Here is a 17162-nt window from a genome sequence, read left to right as displayed (position 1 = left end):
CGGTTTCCGACCGCCGGCGACGTCAGATCAGGTCCAGCGTCATCACGACAGGGCAATGATCGGAAGCCTTGGGGCGGTCCCAGCCGGTGCGCGGATAACGCTCCACCTCCTGCCCCGGCGGAAAGATGGTGCGATAAGGCTGGCCGGCGCGGACGATTTCGGGAACCCGCGTCGCGTTGCTTTCGGCCAGGCGCGGAGAAAGCCAGATGTAATCAAGCTGGCACAAATGCTGCTCCTGTGGGCCCCGCGAATGATAGAGCGTCCAGCGGTCCATGACATCGCGACGCAGCATCGGATTGATGACGAAATCGTCGGCAGTGAAGACATCGAGCGCACTTCTTGCCTCTTCGACGGGCGTGAAGCTGTAGCCATTGCGCCTGTCACCGGCAATCGCGACGCGTTCCTGATAGTCGTTCATGTCGCCGCAGATCGCGAAATTCTTGTTGCGCGTATTGCCCGCACCCCAGCGATTTTCGATGATGCGGCGCACAGCCATGGCTTCCGCCTCGCGGATGGGCATGGTGCCGAGCCGGGCGTCCAATGCTTCGCGGGCATTGGTCATGGACTTGAAATGCGTGACGTAAAGCGTCAGCGGCTTGCCGCCGATCCTCAGATCGATTTCAAGGCAATCCCGTTTGAATATCTTGTCATCGATCTGGTTGGTCGCGGCAAGTGCCGGATTGAAGAGATCGAGATTGCGATAGGTCAGCGCCGCATGGCTCTTGATGTCGACCACCTCGATCTTCTCGCCATCCCGCGTCTCCTCGCGCATGACGACCGCGACATCGATACCGCGGCTGTCATTGCCCTCGACCAGATATTTCTGCAGATAGCCATTGCCGACCATGCGATAGAGATAGCCATATTCGAAGGCCTGCAGGGCCGCCATGTTGTCGACTTCCTGCAGGCAAAGAATATCGGCATCCGCGTCGGCGATGGCGAGCGCCGAAAGCTGGCGCGTATCGTCGGTGGAGGACACCATTCGCGCACTTTCAAGGGCCTGATAGGTCGCCTCGTCCCTGATATCAAAAAGCTGGATCGCCCTGTCGCGTCGCGTCTGGTTGCGAAAGCCGGTGAAATCGAAACGGGTGAGAAGATTTTCGATATTGAAGGTGGCAAGCCGAAGCGACATGAATCATTCCTATTGCTGCGACCCCAGCTTAGCCGGTGTCGCTTCGCCTTTCCAGCGTTCGGCAGTGCGTGCGCTCAAAGCCGCCACCCGCTGCGAATGGCAACCGGAAGCCTGTCACCCACAGCTGCGGCTTCACGCGAATAGGCTCTGACCGCCTGCCCATCCGGCAGGTCAAGACGAAGGGCATAACGCTCGCCCTCGTACAGAACCGAGGTGACGGTGCAGGCAATGCCTTCCGCGTCCCGCACCACATCCTGCGGCCTCACAAGCACGTCGGCCTGCGATGCTCCCGCGCCTCTCTCCATCGCCGCCCGAAGTGCGGACCAGTCGAGATCGCGCGATGCCCCTTCCGGCAGTGGGAGGCTGAGGATCGTCCCCTGCCCGACCAGCGACCCGACCAGCCTGCCCTCCGGCCGCGCGTAAAGCTCCGCAGGCGCCGCGACCTGAAGCAGCTTGCCGTGCGACATGACGGCGACATCGGTTGCCAGCGCCATGGCTTCCGCCTGATCGTGAGTGACATAGATCATCGTCGCGCCGGAACGGGCATGGAAATCCCGAAATGTCTCTTCCATTTCCTGCCGCAGATGCCGGTCGAGGTTGGCGAGCGGTTCATCGAGCAATACGACGTCAGGCTCGGTGACGAGGCAGCGGGCGAGCGCAACACGCTGCCGCTGGCCACCGGAAAGTTCGGCGGGACGGCGATCCGCGAAGCTCTCAAGTCGGACGGCGGCAAGCGCCTGACGCACCCTCTCGCGGTATTTTTCGCCCGTAATACCGCGCACCTTCAAAGGGTAGCCGGCATTGTCGGCAACCGACATGTGCGGCCACAGCGCATAGGACTGGAACACCATTGCCATGTTGCGCCGCTCCGGCGCCACCATGCTGCCGGCATCGGCCAGCACCCGCTCGCCGAGCAGGATGGAACCATCCGTCGGCTGTTCGAACCCGGCAACCATGCGCAGCACTGTGGTCTTGCCGCAGCCGGAGGGTCCGAGCAGCGCCAGAAAGCCGCCTTCCCGCACAGTGAGAGAAACATCGTCCACGGCCGGTTTCGAACCGGCACCGAAGCTCTTCGACAGGCGGTTAAGGATCAGTTTCGCCAAGGCACAACTCCTTTTGGCAGATAGCGCCCCAGAATTTCGAGCAGCAGCATGAGGAAAATCACCATGATGACGACAAGCACCGATAGCGCCGAGGCGAGATCGAAGCTGCCGCTGTCATCGAGGTTGTAGATGAGCACGCCGAGCGTCTGTGTGCCGGCAGACCAAAGGAGCGCCGAAACCGTCAGTTCGTTGCAGGCGATCAGAAACACGAGGATGACGGAAGCCCCTGCCGCGGGCCCGACCAGCGGCAGGATGATATCCTTGAGCCGTCGCCAGAAACCCGCGCCCGACAGCCTTGCTGCCTCTTCCAGCGATGGATCGAATTGCAGGAAAGCGCTGACCATTGGTTTCAGGCTGACCGCGAAGAAAGAGGAGAAATAGGCAAGCAGAATGATCCAGATCGTGCCGTAAAGCGTAATGCCGAGCAATGGAATAGGAGCGGCGAAAAGCAGCACGAAAGAGACGGAAATCACCACCCCCGGCAGCGCATAGGGAATATCCACCATCGCCGAGAGCAAGAACATGAACCGGCTTTTGCCACGCACGAGGAAATAAGCCGTCAGCACTGTCACCGCCAGGAGACACAAGGATGTCGCCATCGCCAGAAACAGCGAATTGCGGAAGGCCGTGCGGGTCACGCTCTGCCGGTAAAGCAGTTCCTCATAGGCATGCAGCGTTGCGGTCTTGAGGCTGAGCGGCACGCCATAGGCGGGAGCGAGCGAGCTTGCCACCAGCGCCGTCAGCGGCGCCACCAGCATGATGAACAGCACGAGCCACAGGGCAAGCTCCGCCGCCACCCGCCACAGCCCAAGCCGGAAGGTCGCCGCCTTGCCGGAAAGGCCGATGATGCGATAGTCCCTCCCCTTCATCGCCCGTTCCTGCAGCGCAAGCCCGGCGACCGAAATGATGGCGATCATGGTCGAGAGAATGGCGATATCACCGAAGGTGCTGGTACCGAAACTGGCAAAACGGCTGTAGATCAGTGTCGGCAAAGTGAAGATCGAGGCCGGGATGCCGAGGATCGCCGGAATGCCGAAATTGCCGACGTTGGAGACGAAGGAGATCGCCGCACCGGCGATCAGTCCAGGCGTGGAAAGCGGCAGGATGATATCGCACAAAACGCGCCGCGGTGAAGCACCGGAAAGCTTGGCGGCCTCTATGCCATCCTGCGGCAAGGCGAGTAGCCCCGCGCGCAGCGACAGATAGACGAGCGGCGCGTGCTGCACACCGAGCAAGAGTGCGATGCCAGCGATGGAATAAAGCGGCTGCGGCGAACCCATCGCCGGCGCAAGGCCGATGGCCTTCAACAGCGTACTTGACGGGCCGGTCATGCCGATCCACGACAGCGCCGTCACCTGCGGCGGGATCATCATCGGCAGCATGAACAGGAAGCTTAAGATCGACTTGCCGCGGATGTCGCAGAGCGTCAGGGCAAGCGCGAAAGCGCCGCCGATTCCGAGTGAAATCAGCATGCCTAAAAACGAGGTGGAGAGCGTGTTCAGCGCCGCATCCCAGAGCGCCGGATCGGCCAGAAGTCGCCATATATCACCATTCAGTGACGAAACGACGCCGGTATAGGCGAGGCGTCCGAGCGGCAGCGCGCTCAGCGCAAAAACAACACTCACCACAAAAGGAAACAGCCAGCGCGGCTGGCTGTTTCCACAAGCCTTGGAACGGGTCATTCCGATTTATCAGCCCTTGGAACCGAAAATATCGGAGAAGGTCTTGAGATCCTGTTCGGAATTCTTCAGTGCATCGGCAGCGCTGAGCGGCAGAACCTTGATCTTGTCGCGGGCCGGGAAACCTTCCGGCATGCCGGCATCGGCACGGACAGGGATGTAACCGAGCTTGACGAAGCCCTGCTGGCCCTTTTCCGAAAGCACGTAATCGACAAACTTCTTGGCCGCTTCCTCGTGCTTGGTGCCCTTGATGATCGCGACCGGCTCGGTGACAGCAGAAACGCCCTCTTCCGGGAAGACGAATTCGACCGGTGCGCCCTTGGCCTTTTCACGGATCGGCATGTAATCGACCACCACGCCGTAAGCCTTTTCGCCCGAAGCGACGGACTTCAGCACCGCGCCGTTGCCACCGCCGGCAATGGCTTCATTGGCCTTCAGCTGCTTGTAGTAATCCCAGCCGAGGCCATTTGCGGCGGCAAGCGTCTGCGCGTGAATCAGTGCCGCACCCGACGTCAGCGGGCTCGGCATGGTTACGAGACCCTTGGCTTCCGCCTTCGCCAGGTCTTTCCAGCTCGTCGGCTTCATCGCGGCGGCCGTATTGTACATTATGCCTGTCGTGATGAGCTTCGTGGAGTAATAGAAGCCGTCCGCATCATAGAGCGTGGCATCGATATTCTTGGCTTCGGGAGACTTGTGGGCGAGCAGCTGACCGGCCTGCTTCATGCGCTCCAGCGTCACGGTATCGGCGATCAGAAGCACGTCGGCAACCGGATTGCCGGCGCTGATTTCCGCCATCAGCTTGGCCATGATTTTCGGCGTTCCGTCACGCACCCACTCGACTTCGAGACCGGGATTGGCAGCCTTGAACCCGTCAACGGTCGCCTGCGCGTCCTCATTCGGCTGGCTGGTATAAAGCACCAGATCGGCGGCATTGGCAGCAGTGGCGATGAAGCCAAGCGATACGATGGCGGTGAAAGCGGAGAGCAGCGTTTTCATGGATCCAGTCCCTGTTGTTCGGTGGGACCGCTAAAACATGATTGCATAACATGTATGTGACAGGCAGGATTTTAGTGGTGTGATCTGTTGGGGCCAGCGGGATTGAGGGGAACAGTGCCTCTTGGTGCTTGCGGCTCACCCCCCTCTGCCCTTCCGGGCATCTCCCCCTCAAGGGGGGAGATCGGCAAGAGGCGTTGACAGCACTTCATTTTCAACTGTTGCGATAGGCGATATCTTAACCGCGAGTCGATCTCCCCCCTTGAGGGGGAGATGTCCGGCAGGACAGAGGGGGGTGAAGCCACAACCCCCGTCGCCGCCGAAAAACCTCGCAACCCTCAAATCGCCGGAACTACCTCAGCCGTTTCCGCCTGAGCCGTCGCAATCAACCGCCCGAGGCGCTTCATGCCTTCCTCGATCATCGCCTCGTTGGCGCAGGAGAAGCTGATGCGCAGCGTGTTCGTGCCCGAACCATCCGCAAAGAAAGCACGGCCGGGAACGAAAGCGACCTTTTCCGTGGCGATGGATTTGGCAAGCAGCGCCGCCCCATCCATGCCCTCAGGCAGCGTCACCCAGATGAACATGCCGCCTTCCGGCTTCGTCCAGCTGGTCGTCTTCGGCATGTACTTCTCGAGCGCCGCCAGCATCGCATCGCGGCGTGCGCTATAAGCTGCCTTGATCTTGGCCACCTGCTTGTCGAAGCCGCGCGAGGCGACGCGTTCGATGGCGATCTGGTTGATCGTCGAGGAATGCAGGTCGGCGGCCTGCTTCATCAGCACCAGCTTACGGATGACAGGGGCGGAAGCGACGATGTAACCGACGCGCAGACCCGGAGCGAGCGTCTTCGAGAAGCTGCCGCAATAGATGGTGCGGGTGTTTTCGATGCCGCCCGAACGGGCAATGTCGAGCGCCATGATCGGCGGAACGGCTTCGCCATCATAACGCAGCGACTGATAAGCCGCGTCTTCTATGACGGCGATATCGAGCTCGTCAGCAAGCTTCAGAAGCTTCTGGCGTCCGGCCAGATCGACGGTTTCGCCGGTCGGATTGGAAAAATCGGCCGATAGATAAGCGAACTTCACCGAACCGCCAAGCTTCGCCGCGGTTTCGCGGTAAGCCTCGGGCGTGCGGTTACCGCCGGGGTTCAGCTGGTCATAGTTGGGCTCATAGGCGTTGAATGCCGAGAGCGCGCCGAGATAGGTCGGCCAAGTGACCAGCGCCGTATCCTTTGGCGACAGGAACAGCTTGCCGAGATAATCGAGACCCTGCTGCGAACCGGAAACGATGAAGACGTTGTCGGCGGTGCATTCGATGCCGATCTTGTCCATTTCGCTCGCCAGCCATTCGCGCAGCGGCTTGTAACCTTCGCTGACGGAATATTGCAGCGCGGCGTTGACCTGCGCGCCGGAAAAAATCTCCGCGTAAGCCTGCTGAAACTCCTCTGCTGGGAAAAGAGCGGGGTCCGGAATACCGCCGGCAAAGGAAATGATGTCGGGCTGCTCGAGCAGCTTCAGCAGCTCGCGGATTTCAGACGCTTTCATACGCGAAGAGCGCGTGGCGAAAATTTGTTCCCAATTGAGCATGGGTACGTTTCCTCTTGTGTCGTTTTTATGCGTGCATCTTTACAGAAATGTCGATACGTCAGCAATACTGACTTATCAGTTTTTCGAATTATTTCCGCCTCCCTGCACATTGCCCTTAACTGGTCTCAATCGAGGCCGATTTCGCGGACAAAGCCAAATACACCCTTGCGCAAAGCTTCACAATCACACCTTTGCGATTGACGCCACGGGGTTTTCCGGCTGGATTGCACGCGAGCCACGACACGGCGAAAGCATCATGGGAGTTTGAGGACATGCTGAAGAATATCGACCCGGCGCTGAATGCCGACGTTCTGCACGCGCTGCGCGCCATGGGTCACGGCGACACGCTGGTGATCTCGGACACCAATTTCCCCTCCGACTCTGTTGCCCGCCACACCACAGTCGGCAAGGTTCTTCACATCGACAACGTCTCCGCTGCCCGCGCAATGAAAGCGATCCTGTCTGTCCTGCCGCTCGATACCCCGCTGCAGCCCTCGGTCGGCCGCATGGAAGTAATGGGGGCGCCCGATCAGCTGGAACCGGTGCAGGCCGAAGTGCAGAAGGAAATAGACGCGGCGGAAGGAAAATCCGCCCCCATGTACGGCATTGAACGCTTTGCCTTCTACGAAAAAGCCAAGCAGGCCTATTGCGTCATCACGACGGGCGAGACGCGGTTTTACGGCTGCTTTCTGCTGACGAAGGGCGTCATCCCGCCGGGCAAGTAAGATCGCACGACAAGATGGGCCGGGTATCTCACCCGTCATGACAATTTCAAGTTGTTGTGGCAGAAACTTCCCCTGGGTTCGCAAAACCAACCGGAGGGGTGAGGTATCATGACACGATATGTCCTGGCATTCTGGAATGTCGAAAACCTGTTTGCGCCGGAGGGTTATCCGGCGCGCGAGCCGTGGATTGCCGAGCGGCTGAAGAACGATCTGAAAGGCTGGACCGAAGACCTGTTCAAAACCAAGGTCAAACAGCTCGGCCTGATCATAAGTCAGATCGGCGGCGCGGGACCGGATCTGCTGGGTGTCTGCGAAGTCGAGAACCGTTTTGTGCTGGAGACGCTGGCGGAACATCTGAACGATCTCATGCCCACGCGAGCCTATCGCGTCGTGCACGCCGATTCCAGCAAGGACCAGCGCGGCATCGACACCGCCTTCATCTATGACAGCAGGAAGCTGCTGATCAACGAGAACGAGATTTTCAGCCATTTCGTCATGCGCCGCACCGGCACGCGCGACATTACCCAGTGCACCTTCATCACCAAGGGGGGCCGCCAGCTTATCGCGCTTTCCAATCACTGGCCGTCGCGATCCGGCGGCGCAGTGGAAAGCGCCGGTTTTCGCATGACCGCCGGTGAGACGCTGGGTTACTGGCACCAGCGCATCAGGGAAGAAAAAGGAAACAACATCGCCGTCATCGCTTTCGGCGACTTCAATGACGATCCTTCCGATGCTTCGCTACGCTACCACGCCAATTCCGCCCGCGAGCGCGACGATGTCGAAAACTCGCAATCGGCCATGTTCTACAATCTTGCCTGGAACTACCTACGCCAGCCGGTGATGGATTCCGTCGGTTCAGCGCGAACGATTTATGGCACGCTCTACTTTAACGGCGATGCCAATATCTTCGACCAGATTCTCGTCTCCAGATCACTTCTTGTCGGCAGCAGCGGTTTCAAGGTGCGGGAAGAAACCGCAAAGGTCGAAGCCATCGCCGCCATGGTCAGTCACAGCAAGAACGAGGGGCCTATCCGCTTCGGCCTGTCGAAGGGCGACGCGGTCAAAAATGTCAATCTCGGCGGTTTTTCCGATCACTTTCCCGTTTCCGTTATCGTCGAGGAAGACGACGCCATCATATGAGGGCACATCGAAAACGGAAGGCCGGAGCTTTCGCCCCGGCCTCCAAAATTTTCATCAAGCAATGAAGCTTAGTTGACGGCCTTGTCGACCAGCTTGTTCTTGCCGATCCAGGGCATCATGCCGCGGAGCTTGGCGCCGACTTCTTCGATCTGGTGGCTGTCGTTGTTGCGACGGATACCCTTGAAGCGAGCGCCGCCAGCCTTCCATTCCTGCATCCACTCGGAGGTGAACTTGCCGGTCTGGATGTCGTGCAGGACGCGCTTCATTTCAGCCTTGGTGTCGGCAGTGATGATGCGCGGACCGGTGACGTATTCGCCCCATTCTGCGGTGTTGGAGATCGAGTAGTTCATGTTGGCGATGCCGCCTTCATAGATCAGGTCAACGATCAGCTTCACTTCGTGCAGGCACTCGAAATAGGCCATTTCCGGAGCGTAACCGGCTTCGACCAGAGTTTCGAAACCAGCGCGGATCAGTTCGACGAGACCGCCGCAGAGAACGACCTGTTCGCCGAAGAGGTCGGTTTCGCACTCTTCCTTGAAATTGGTCTCGATGATGCCCGAACGGCCGCCGCCAACGCCGCAGGCGTAGGAGAGAGCGAGTTCAAGGGCGTTGCCCGAAGCGTTCTGGTGAACGGCAACGAGGCAGGGAACGCCGCCGCCCTTTTGGTATTCGCCGCGAACCGTGTGGCCAGGGCCCTTCGGTGCGATCATGACGACGTCGAGCGATGCCTTCGGCTCGATGAGGCCGAAGTGAACATTGAGGCCGTGTGCGAAAGCAATCGCTGCGCCATCACGGATGTTGCCGGCAATGTCGGCCTTGTAGATGTCGGCCTGCAGTTCGTCAGGCGTTGCCATCATCAGCAGGTCGCCCCACTTGGCGGCTTCGGCAACGGTCATGACCTTGAAGCCATCGGCTTCGGCCTTCTTGACGGTCGGAGAACCGGCCTTGAGAGCGATGACGACGTTCTTGGCACCGGAATCCTTGAGGTTCAGCGCATGGGCGCGGCCCTGGGAGCCGTAACCGACGACGACGACATTCTTGGACTTGATGAGATTGAGATCGGCATCACGATCATAATAAACGCGCATTTTATGGTCCTTCCCTAATGCTTGTCTCTCAGTTGTCTGAACCGGAAGCTTAAGCGACCTTGCCGCCCAGTTCCGAATGTACCTTTTCCGTGCCGTAGAGGGTCAGGAAGGCAATGACAGCCTTCTTCGCCCGGGCAGAAAAATCCTTGTCCGGCGCCTCGCCCAGCAGCATGCGCACATGCAGATCCGAAACGATAAGGCCGTAAAAACTGCGATATGCCTCTTCCGCATCATCGAAACGCAGGTAACCGGAACGGCGACCTGCCTCGATCAGCCCACGGGCGCGGCGGTCGATCTGGCGACGACCACGTTCCAGCAGCAGATCACCGAGCTTCGAGCCATCCCGGCTCGCCTGCCCTATCGCCAAACGATTAAGCGCCAATGACACGTCGCCTGCCAGCACATCCAGCAGATCATGGGCGAAAACCTCGAGGTGATCGGCAAGCTGCGGTGCGGAGACGCGGTCACCTGCCTTTTCGAAGGTGCGGACCTTGCTCTGCTGAAAGGTGATCATCGCTGCCAGCAGGCCATCGCGATCACCGAACCACTTGTAAAGGCTTTCCTTGGAACAGTTGGCGGCGCGCGCCAGTCCCGATGTGGTCAGCGCTTTCTCGCCGCCTTCGACCAATAGACGCAATGCCTGGTCCAGAACGGCGTTCTGGCGCGGCGAAAATTCCTGCGCTGTGATCGGGTCGGAAGCCAAGTCTTTCCACTCCAAGGGGCTCGATTGATGTACCGTACGGTACGGTTCGAGCGCCATTTAAGCGGAGGCTGCGTTGCGGTCAAGCGGATTCTTTAGAGGGGGATGAGAATTGACGCGGTGCGGCGTGGGATGAATAGCACGCGGGGTACGTCTTCAGGCGGTTGTGTGTGGTAGCGGGTCGTCGGTGGGTGTGGCTTACCCCCCTCTGCCCTGCCGGGCATCTCCCCCCCAAGGGGGGAGATCGATATGCGGCTAGGTTTCGACCATCTCAGCGGTCGAGGATGGAGTGGCGAAAGGGGCCTCTTGCTGATTTCCCCCTTGAGGGGGAGATGCCCGGCAGGGCAGAGGGGGGTAAGCCACACCCACCGACGACCCGCTACGAATGCACAGCCCCAGTCTACCCCGCCGCAATCTCGCGCGATGCATCGACGTCCCGTGACGGCGACAGCCCGTAAAAGCGGCTATATTCTCGGCTGAACTGCGAAGGGCTCTGATAACCGACGCGATGGCCCGCGGTGCCGGCATCCAGTCGCTCCAGCATCATGAGCCGCCGGGCCTCATGCAGGCGAAGCTGCTTCTGGTACTGGACCGGCGTCATGGCCGTGATCGTCTTGAAATGATGATGGAAGGACGAGACGCTCATGCCGATGTGATCTGCAAGGTCTTCGACGCGCAGCTGGCGTGCGAAATTCTCGCGCAGCCATGCGACGGCGCGGGCGATGCGGTTGCCGTGACTTCCAGCGGCAATGATGTTCATCAGCTGCCCGCCGGCCGGTCCGGTCAAAATGCGATAAAGGATTTCCTGTTCGATGAGCGGCGCCACGGCGGCAATGTCTGCAGGACGATCGAGCAGGCGCAGCAGGCGGATGGCCGCATCGAGAAGTTCCGGCGTGGCTGTGTTGACCACGATGCCGCGCTGCGCATTCGTCGGCTCCACCGGCGGATCGATAGGAACACGCCGCATGAGATCGAGCAGCTTTTCACTGTCGATGGCAAGCGAGATGCAGAAATGCGGCACTTCCCTGCTCGCCTCCACCACCCGCCACGCAACCGGCAGATCAAGCGATGTCAGGAGATAATCGCCGGCACCGTAGTTGATGGTGTCCGTCCCCAATTGGACGCTTTTCGATCCCTGGATCACCATGGCGAGACAAGGGCGATAACTGCCGTGGCAGGGAGCGCTCGGAGTCGTACGCCGGCTGATGCCAAGGGAGCCGATTGCCGTCTGCACCTCGCCGTCACTGGTGGCATGCCGCGCGGCGATGGAAGCAATTTCCTGATAGACATTGAACGACAAGGACATAGGGGAAATCCCTTGACTGACGGAAGAGGTGTGTTTGATGTCATCTATCTAGAAAGCCTCTCGGCCCGCGCAAAGAGCGCACCATCATATTTTTGCAGGATCGTGCAAAAAGCTAGGAGGATCGCTCTAACGCCCGTTCGTTCTTCCATTGCATATTCCGCCGTCCCCAACTTCCGAAAGGATATTCAGATGGCTATTGCAAGAGGTTACGCTGCGACAGATGCGTCGAAGCCGCTTACCCCGTTCACCTTCGAACGCCGCGAGCCGAATGATGACGACGTCGTCATCGATATCAAATATGCCGGTATCTGCCATTCCGACATTCATACCGTCCGCAACGAATGGAAGAACGCCGTCTACCCGATCGTTCCGGGCCACGAAATCGCCGGTGTCGTCCGCGCCGTTGGCTCCAAGGTCACCAGATTCAAGGTCGGTGATCATGTCGGCGTGGGCTGCTTTGTCGATTCCTGCGTCGGTTGCGCCACCCGCGATCTCGACAATGAACAGTACATGCCGGGTCTCGTGCAGACCTATAACTCCGTCGAACGCGACGGCAAGACCGCCACGCAGGGCGGTTACTCCGACCATATCGTCGTGCGGGAAGATTACGTCCTCTCCATTCCGGAAAACCTGCCGCTCGACGCCTCCGCTCCCCTGCTCTGCGCTGGTATCACGCTTTATTCGCCGCTTCAGCACTGGAATGCCGGCCCGGGCAAGAAGGTGGCTATCGTCGGCATGGGCGGTCTTGGCCATATGGGCGTGAAGATCGGTTCAGCCATGGGCGCGGATATCACCGTGCTTTCGCAGACACTCTCCAAGAAGGAAGACGGCCTTAAGCTTGGCGCGAAGGAATATTATGCCACCAGCGATGCCTCGACCTTCGAAAAGCTCGCCGGCACCTTCGACCTGATCCTCTGCACCGTTTCGGCGGAAATCGACTGGAATGCCTATCTCGGCCTGCTGAAGGTCAATGGCACCATGGTGCTTCTCGGTGTGCCTGAACATGCGATCCCCGTGCACGCCTTCTCGGTCATCCCCGGCCGCCGTTCTCTGGCTGGCTCTATGATCGGCTCTATCAAGGAAACCCAGGAGATGCTGGATTTCTGCGGCAAGCACGACATCGTCTCCGAAATCGAAAAGATCGACATCAAGGACGTCAACGAGGCTTATGAGCGCGTGCTGAAGAGCGACGTACGTTACCGCTTCGTCATTGACATGGCGTCGCTCGACGCTTGATGCGTCCGGAAACGGCGAAACAGGAAACGGCGGGAAGCCATGCTTCCCGCCGTTTCTTTGTCGCTTGCCTCACGCCTCGTCCTTCAGCGTTTCTTTCTGGGTGATCAGCCGCGCGCTGTGCTGGCCACTCAAGTAAATCCAAAGCCAGCTCCACGCCACGGCCAGCCGCGAACGCGTTCCGATCAGGAAATAGATATGGGCAAGTCCCCATATCCACCATGCCAGCACGCCCTTGAGCTTGAACCGGCCAAAATCGATCACCGCGGCGCGTTTGCCGATCGTGGCAAGATTGCCCTGATGGCTGTAGCGGAAGGGTGAAGGAAACGGCTTGCCGTCAAGCCGCGCCTTGATGACCTTCGCGACATAAGCGCCCTGCTGCTTTGCCGCAGGCGCAATACCCGGCACCGGCTTGCCGTTTTCCTGATTGACGGCGGCGGTATCGCCGATGACAAAGATATCGGGATCGTCTTCCAGATTAAGCTGCGGCCCAACAATGGCCCGTCCTGCCCTGTCGGCGGCGGCATTGAGCCATTTGGCCGCGGGAGAAGCCTGCACGCCGGCGGCCCAGACGACCGTACGGCATGGATAATGGGTCTCGCCCACCGTCACGCCATCGTCGCTGCAGGCCGTCACCGGCGTTCCGAGCAGAACCTCGACGCCAAGTTTCTCAAGCGCCTCCTTGGCATAGGCCGAAAGATCCTCCGTAAAGACCGGCAGCACGCGGGGACCAGCCTCGACGAGCAGCACGCGGGTCTTTCGGGTGTCAACGTTGCGGAATTCCGCCGGCAGCGCCTTATGGGCAAGCTCTGCAATCATGCCTGCCATTTCCACGCCGGTCGGGCCTGCCCCTATGATGACAAAGGTTAGCAGTGCCTGTCGTTCCTCTTCGCTGGTCGCGAGTTCGGCCCGTTCGAAAGCCAGAAGCAGGCGGCGGCGGATCGTTGTCGCATCCTCCAGCGTCTTGAGACCCGGCGCGGAACGCTCCCACTCATCGTGACCGAAATAGGCGTGGCGTGCGCCTGTAGCCAGCACCAAAGTGTCGAAGCGGATCGTTTCACCGGTGTTGAGATGCACGGTCCGGGCCGCCCGATCCACGCCGGTCACCTCGGCAAGCAGCGTCGTGACCTCCTTGCGATCGCGGTAGAGATGACGGATCGGCCACGCGATCTCGGATGTCGCCAGCGCAGTCGTCGCAACCTGATAAAGCAATGGCTGGAAAAGGTGATGATTGCGACGATCGATCAATGTGATGCGGACAGGGGCCCCCTCCAGCCCGTGTACCAGCTGCAAACCGCCGAAGCCTCCACCCACGACGACAACATGATGTTCTTGCATATGTCTCTGCCTTCAAAAGCCCGAGCATCGGTCCGGAAAGTGAATTCCGACTATCGGAAACGCCGATACTCAACCCAGAACCTAGTTCGGCGGGACCGGTTCCGACATATCTCCCGCCGCCCTCGCGCACGGAGCATGCGCAAGGCAGAACATAGGCGAAAAAATTGGCTTTGGTTATGAAATAGCCTGACCGCAGGCCTGCCGAAAACGCCGGACTGTTTCCGCCATGCCATATTCCAGGGCATCCGCCGTCAACCCGTGGCCGATTGAAACCTCGGCCAGATAAGGGATACGTTTCATCAGCTTTGGCAGGTTCGCGACGGTGAGATCATGGCCCGCATTGACGGCAAGTCCGAGCGCCGCAGCATGGTCCGCCGTCCGCCCAAGCGTCTCGACGAGCACATCGGCCTTGTGCGGATCGTCATAACAGCCGCCATAGGGCCCGGTATAAAGTTCGATACGCGCAGCGCCCGTCTCAGCCGCCAGTTCCACCGGCTCGCGTTCGCCGTCGCCATCTGCGAAAAGCGACACCCGCATGCCACCCGATTTCAGCCGTCCGACGACCTGCTTCAGAAATTTCGCATGCGCGCGGAAATCCCAGCCATGATCGGAGGTTGCCTGCGACGGATCGTCAGGTACGAGTGTGACCTGTTCGGGCTGGGTCTTTTCGCACAGAAGGAGAAAATCCTCACTCGGATATCCTTCAATATTGAACTCCGCGGAGGGAAACCTGTCATCGATCAGCGCGCGCAGGGCCGGTAGATCCGAGAAGCGGATATGGCGCTGGTCAGGCCGCGGGTGTACAGTCAGCCCGCTTGCCCCCGCCTCCAGTGCAACATGCCCGAAATGCGCGACATCCGGCCATGGAAGATCGCGGCGGTTGCGTAACATGGCAATTGCGTTCAGATTGACAGAGAGTTTTGCGGGCATGGCATCGGGCTCCGGTTCGGAATTGACATCCTGTTTCACGCAGGTTGACGCCGACCGCAAGGAGGCTGATAAATTTTTTATCATACCGGGAACGAAAGTGCGCATGACACGTTCCGGTTTTGATGTAGCGTTTGGCATTATGTTTTTATCGAAAAACGGTCTGTTGCGGGGGAATAAGCAACAGACGCCTTTAAAAAGGCAGACACGCTGCCGGAGAGCGCGAAGGGGGAGACAATGCAGGATGGCCGGATGCCGTTCGAAAGTCACGGCGACGAGGACAAACCCAATCTAAGGGTCAACAGCTTTCTACCGGATATAAGCCTGCCCTCATCGCTGCCCGCGGAACCGGTTCCGATCGCCGACATGGCCAATATCTTCGGAGTGACCCACCGTACCCTGCATTTTTACGAAGAAAAGGCACTGCTGACGTCTAAACGCATCGGACAGATGCGGGTCTATTCTCACCGCAACGTCCAGCGCATGGCCGTTATCAACGTTTGCCGCGAAGTCGGTATTTCCGTGGCTTCGATTACGGAGATCATGGAAAAACTGGTCCGTTCTCTCTCGCAGGAAGAGGCAGACGATATATTTCGCGACGCACTAAGGCAGCGAAAGCGAGAGTTGACGGCGGAGCTTTCCACGCTCCAGCGCCAGGCCCAGCAGATCGAGGAACTGCTCGTCACCGATAGCGACGAAGATCGCGCGGACGCGGCCGAGCGGGGACAGGCAAACGACATCGCGCTAACCGATCCTGAACGGAAATGTCTCGAACTCATGGCGGAAGGATACGCCCCTGTCAGGCTCGCCCGCGCCCTTGGCCTTTCGGCAAACGAGCTTAACATCCTCGAAGCGAAGATTATCGGCAAGTTCAGCGCCAGCAACCGTTTTCAGGCGGTGGCCAAGGCGGTTCTGCTCGGCGTCATCCGCGCCTGATCAGGATCAGCGAACGATGGTCAGGGTCTCAGCCGCGCGGGTAATGGCGGTGTAAAGCCACCTCTCGCGCGAGTCCCGGAACGCATAACTCTCATCGAAGAGAACCACGTTATTCCATTGCGAACCCTGGGCCTTGTGCACCGTCAACGCATAGCCGAAATCGAATTCGTCATAACGCTTGCGCGTGGACCACGGAATTTCGGTCTCCACGTCCTCGAAGGCCGCCTTCAGCAGTTTGATCTTGGCCGCACCGCGATCCATATCGTCGTCTTCAGGCCGGATCATCAGGTTGATGCCAGGCTTCACCGTCTCGCGCGACGAACTCATCACCTGCCACAGCGAGCCGTTGAGCAGGCCCTTGGCCGGATCGTTGCGAAGGCAGACCAGCTTGTCGCCCGATTGCGGATAATCGGCGGTAAAACCCTTCAGCTCGCGAAGACGTTGATTGTAGCGGCGGCGGGTGCGGTTGGTGCCAACCAGCACCTGATCGGCATCGAGCACCAGCGACTGCGTCACCTCGGATTTGGAGATCACCTGCGCGGAACCATAATCGCCGCGCATGATCTCCCGGCCTTCCCGCACATCCATGGCAAGATGGATGATGGGATTGTCCTTCGCCTGGCGATGGATTTCCGACAGCAGATAATCCGGCTCCTGCTCGGTAAAGAAGCCTCCGCCCGAAACCGGCGGCAGCTGGCCGGGATCGCCGAGCACGAGGATCGGCGTGCCGAAACTCATCAGATCCTTGCCAAGCTGTTCGTCTACCATCGAACATTCATCGATGATGATGAGCGCCGCCTTGGCGAGCGGACTCTGGCGGTTGATGGAGAACATCGGCGCAATCGAGGTCTTGCCGGTTTCTTCGTCTTCCACCGTCTCCTCTCCGCGCGGGCGGTAGATCAGGGAGTGGATGGTGCGGGCATTGGTCGCGCCGCGCGAACGCAGCACCTGCGCCGCCTTGCCGGTGAAGGCCGCAAACAGCACCTCTCCATCGACGTTTTCCGCAAAATGCTTGGCAAGCGTGGTCTTGCCGGTTCCGGCATAACCGAACAGCCGGAAAACCGGCGACCGGCCTTCCTTGAGCCAGCGGGAAACAGCTTTGAGCGCTTCGTCCTGTTGCGGTGAAAATAACATGCGCCCTCATCGCAGGATTCGAGCCTGGTACGCAACCGAAAAAGAACGAAAGATGAATGTCGTGAGCGCTGAAGCGCAGGTTTACGCCCGGTTTTCTCCGTTCGTCATCAGGCTGCTGAAAAAAATATTTTGCGAAGGGAATAAA

General features: G+C 59.5%; 15 protein-coding genes. 4 read left to right on the top strand and 11 right to left on the bottom strand.

Going from position 1 to position 17162, the window contains the following annotated elements; translation table 11 throughout:
• Nucleotides 1-22: 22 nt before the first annotated feature.
• The 5 genes from BLU28_RS06285 to BLU28_RS06265 all read right to left on the bottom strand — a co-directional run bounded on the left by BLU28_RS06285 (nt 23) and on the right by BLU28_RS06265 (nt 6490).
• On the bottom strand, nt 23-1132 hold the full coding sequence (locus tag BLU28_RS06285; RefSeq protein ID WP_004442690.1) for an endonuclease/exonuclease/phosphatase family protein: 1110 nt from the start codon (nt 1130-1132) through the stop codon (nt 23-25).
• Between the two features lie 74 nt (nt 1133-1206).
• Complete coding sequence (locus tag BLU28_RS06280; RefSeq protein WP_077987466.1) at nt 1207-2235, bottom strand: ABC transporter ATP-binding protein; 1029 nt, start codon at nt 2233-2235, stop codon at nt 1207-1209.
• On the bottom strand, nt 2223-3917 hold the full coding sequence (locus BLU28_RS06275) for an ABC transporter permease (RefSeq protein WP_077987465.1): 1695 nt from the start codon (nt 3915-3917) through the stop codon (nt 2223-2225). The genes BLU28_RS06280 and BLU28_RS06275 overlap by 13 nt, the downstream gene beginning before the upstream one ends.
• 9 nt (nt 3918-3926) lie before the next feature.
• Nucleotides 3927-4910, bottom strand: coding sequence for an ABC transporter substrate-binding protein (locus BLU28_RS06270; protein WP_004442696.1), 984 nt, complete (start codon nt 4908-4910; stop codon nt 3927-3929).
• Between the two features lie 335 nt (nt 4911-5245).
• Complete coding sequence (locus BLU28_RS06265; protein WP_077987464.1) at nt 5246-6490, bottom strand: aminotransferase-like domain-containing protein; 1245 nt, start codon at nt 6488-6490, stop codon at nt 5246-5248.
• Between the two features lie 272 nt (nt 6491-6762).
• On the opposite strand from BLU28_RS06265, the gene BLU28_RS06260 reads away from it, so the two are divergent.
• Both BLU28_RS06260 and BLU28_RS06255 read left to right on the top strand, forming a co-directional pair.
• Nucleotides 6763-7215: an RbsD/FucU family protein gene (locus BLU28_RS06260; protein WP_045531865.1), complete on the top strand. Its 453-nt coding sequence runs from the start codon at nt 6763-6765 to the stop codon at nt 7213-7215.
• A gap of 108 nt (nt 7216-7323) precedes the next feature.
• Nucleotides 7324-8355: an endonuclease/exonuclease/phosphatase family protein gene (locus tag BLU28_RS06255; protein WP_077987463.1), complete on the top strand. Its 1032-nt coding sequence runs from the start codon at nt 7324-7326 to the stop codon at nt 8353-8355.
• Between the two features lie 68 nt (nt 8356-8423).
• Here the strand turns inward: BLU28_RS06255 and ilvC are convergent, their stop codons facing one another.
• The 3 genes from ilvC to BLU28_RS06235 form a co-directional block, all read right to left on the bottom strand.
• Nucleotides 8424-9443: a ketol-acid reductoisomerase gene (gene ilvC, locus BLU28_RS06250; RefSeq protein WP_003495030.1), complete on the bottom strand. Its 1020-nt coding sequence runs from the start codon at nt 9441-9443 to the stop codon at nt 8424-8426.
• A gap of 49 nt (nt 9444-9492) precedes the next feature.
• Nucleotides 9493-10146: a TetR/AcrR family transcriptional regulator gene (locus tag BLU28_RS06245; protein WP_004442706.1), complete on the bottom strand. Its 654-nt coding sequence runs from the start codon at nt 10144-10146 to the stop codon at nt 9493-9495.
• 397 nt (nt 10147-10543) lie between these two features.
• The gene (locus tag BLU28_RS06235; protein WP_077987461.1) at nt 10544-11449 is read right to left on the bottom strand and encodes an AraC family transcriptional regulator; all 906 of its coding nucleotides are present in this window, start codon (nt 11447-11449) and stop codon (nt 10544-10546) included.
• A 189-nt stretch (nt 11450-11638) separates the two neighbouring features.
• Between BLU28_RS06235 and BLU28_RS06230 the strand changes: the two genes are divergently transcribed.
• Entirely contained in the window at nt 11639-12685 is a 1047-nt protein-coding gene (locus BLU28_RS06230) for an NAD(P)-dependent alcohol dehydrogenase (protein ID WP_004442709.1), read from the top strand.
• A 69-nt stretch (nt 12686-12754) separates the two neighbouring features.
• Here the strand turns inward: BLU28_RS06230 and BLU28_RS06225 are convergent, their stop codons facing one another.
• Entirely contained in the window at nt 12755-14020 is a 1266-nt protein-coding gene (locus BLU28_RS06225; RefSeq protein WP_077987460.1) for an NAD(P)/FAD-dependent oxidoreductase, read from the bottom strand.
• Nucleotides 14021-14194: 174 nt separating this feature from the next.
• Nucleotides 14195-14950 carry a pyridoxine 5'-phosphate synthase gene (locus BLU28_RS06220; RefSeq protein ID WP_077987500.1) on the bottom strand — a complete coding sequence of 252 codons (756 nt, stop codon included), beginning with the start codon at nt 14948-14950 and terminating at the stop codon, nt 14195-14197.
• A 234-nt stretch (nt 14951-15184) separates the two neighbouring features.
• Between BLU28_RS06220 and BLU28_RS06215 the strand changes: the two genes are divergently transcribed.
• Nucleotides 15185-15883, top strand: a complete 699-nt coding sequence (locus BLU28_RS06215) for a MerR family transcriptional regulator (protein ID WP_045531869.1) — start codon at nt 15185-15187, stop codon at nt 15881-15883.
• A gap of 6 nt (nt 15884-15889) precedes the next feature.
• Here BLU28_RS06215 and BLU28_RS06210 read toward each other — a convergent pair whose 3' ends face one another.
• On the bottom strand, nt 15890-17017 hold the full coding sequence (locus tag BLU28_RS06210; RefSeq protein ID WP_004442716.1) for an ATP-dependent DNA helicase: 1128 nt from the start codon (nt 17015-17017) through the stop codon (nt 15890-15892).
• Nucleotides 17018-17162: the final 145 nt, after the last annotated feature.

The organism is Agrobacterium pusense, from assembly GCF_900102105.1.
Taxonomy (GTDB): Bacteria; Pseudomonadota; Alphaproteobacteria; order Rhizobiales; family Rhizobiaceae; genus Agrobacterium; species Agrobacterium pusense.
Note: the sequence above shows the minus strand (reverse complement) of the source record. Positions and strands in the feature narration are given on the sequence as shown.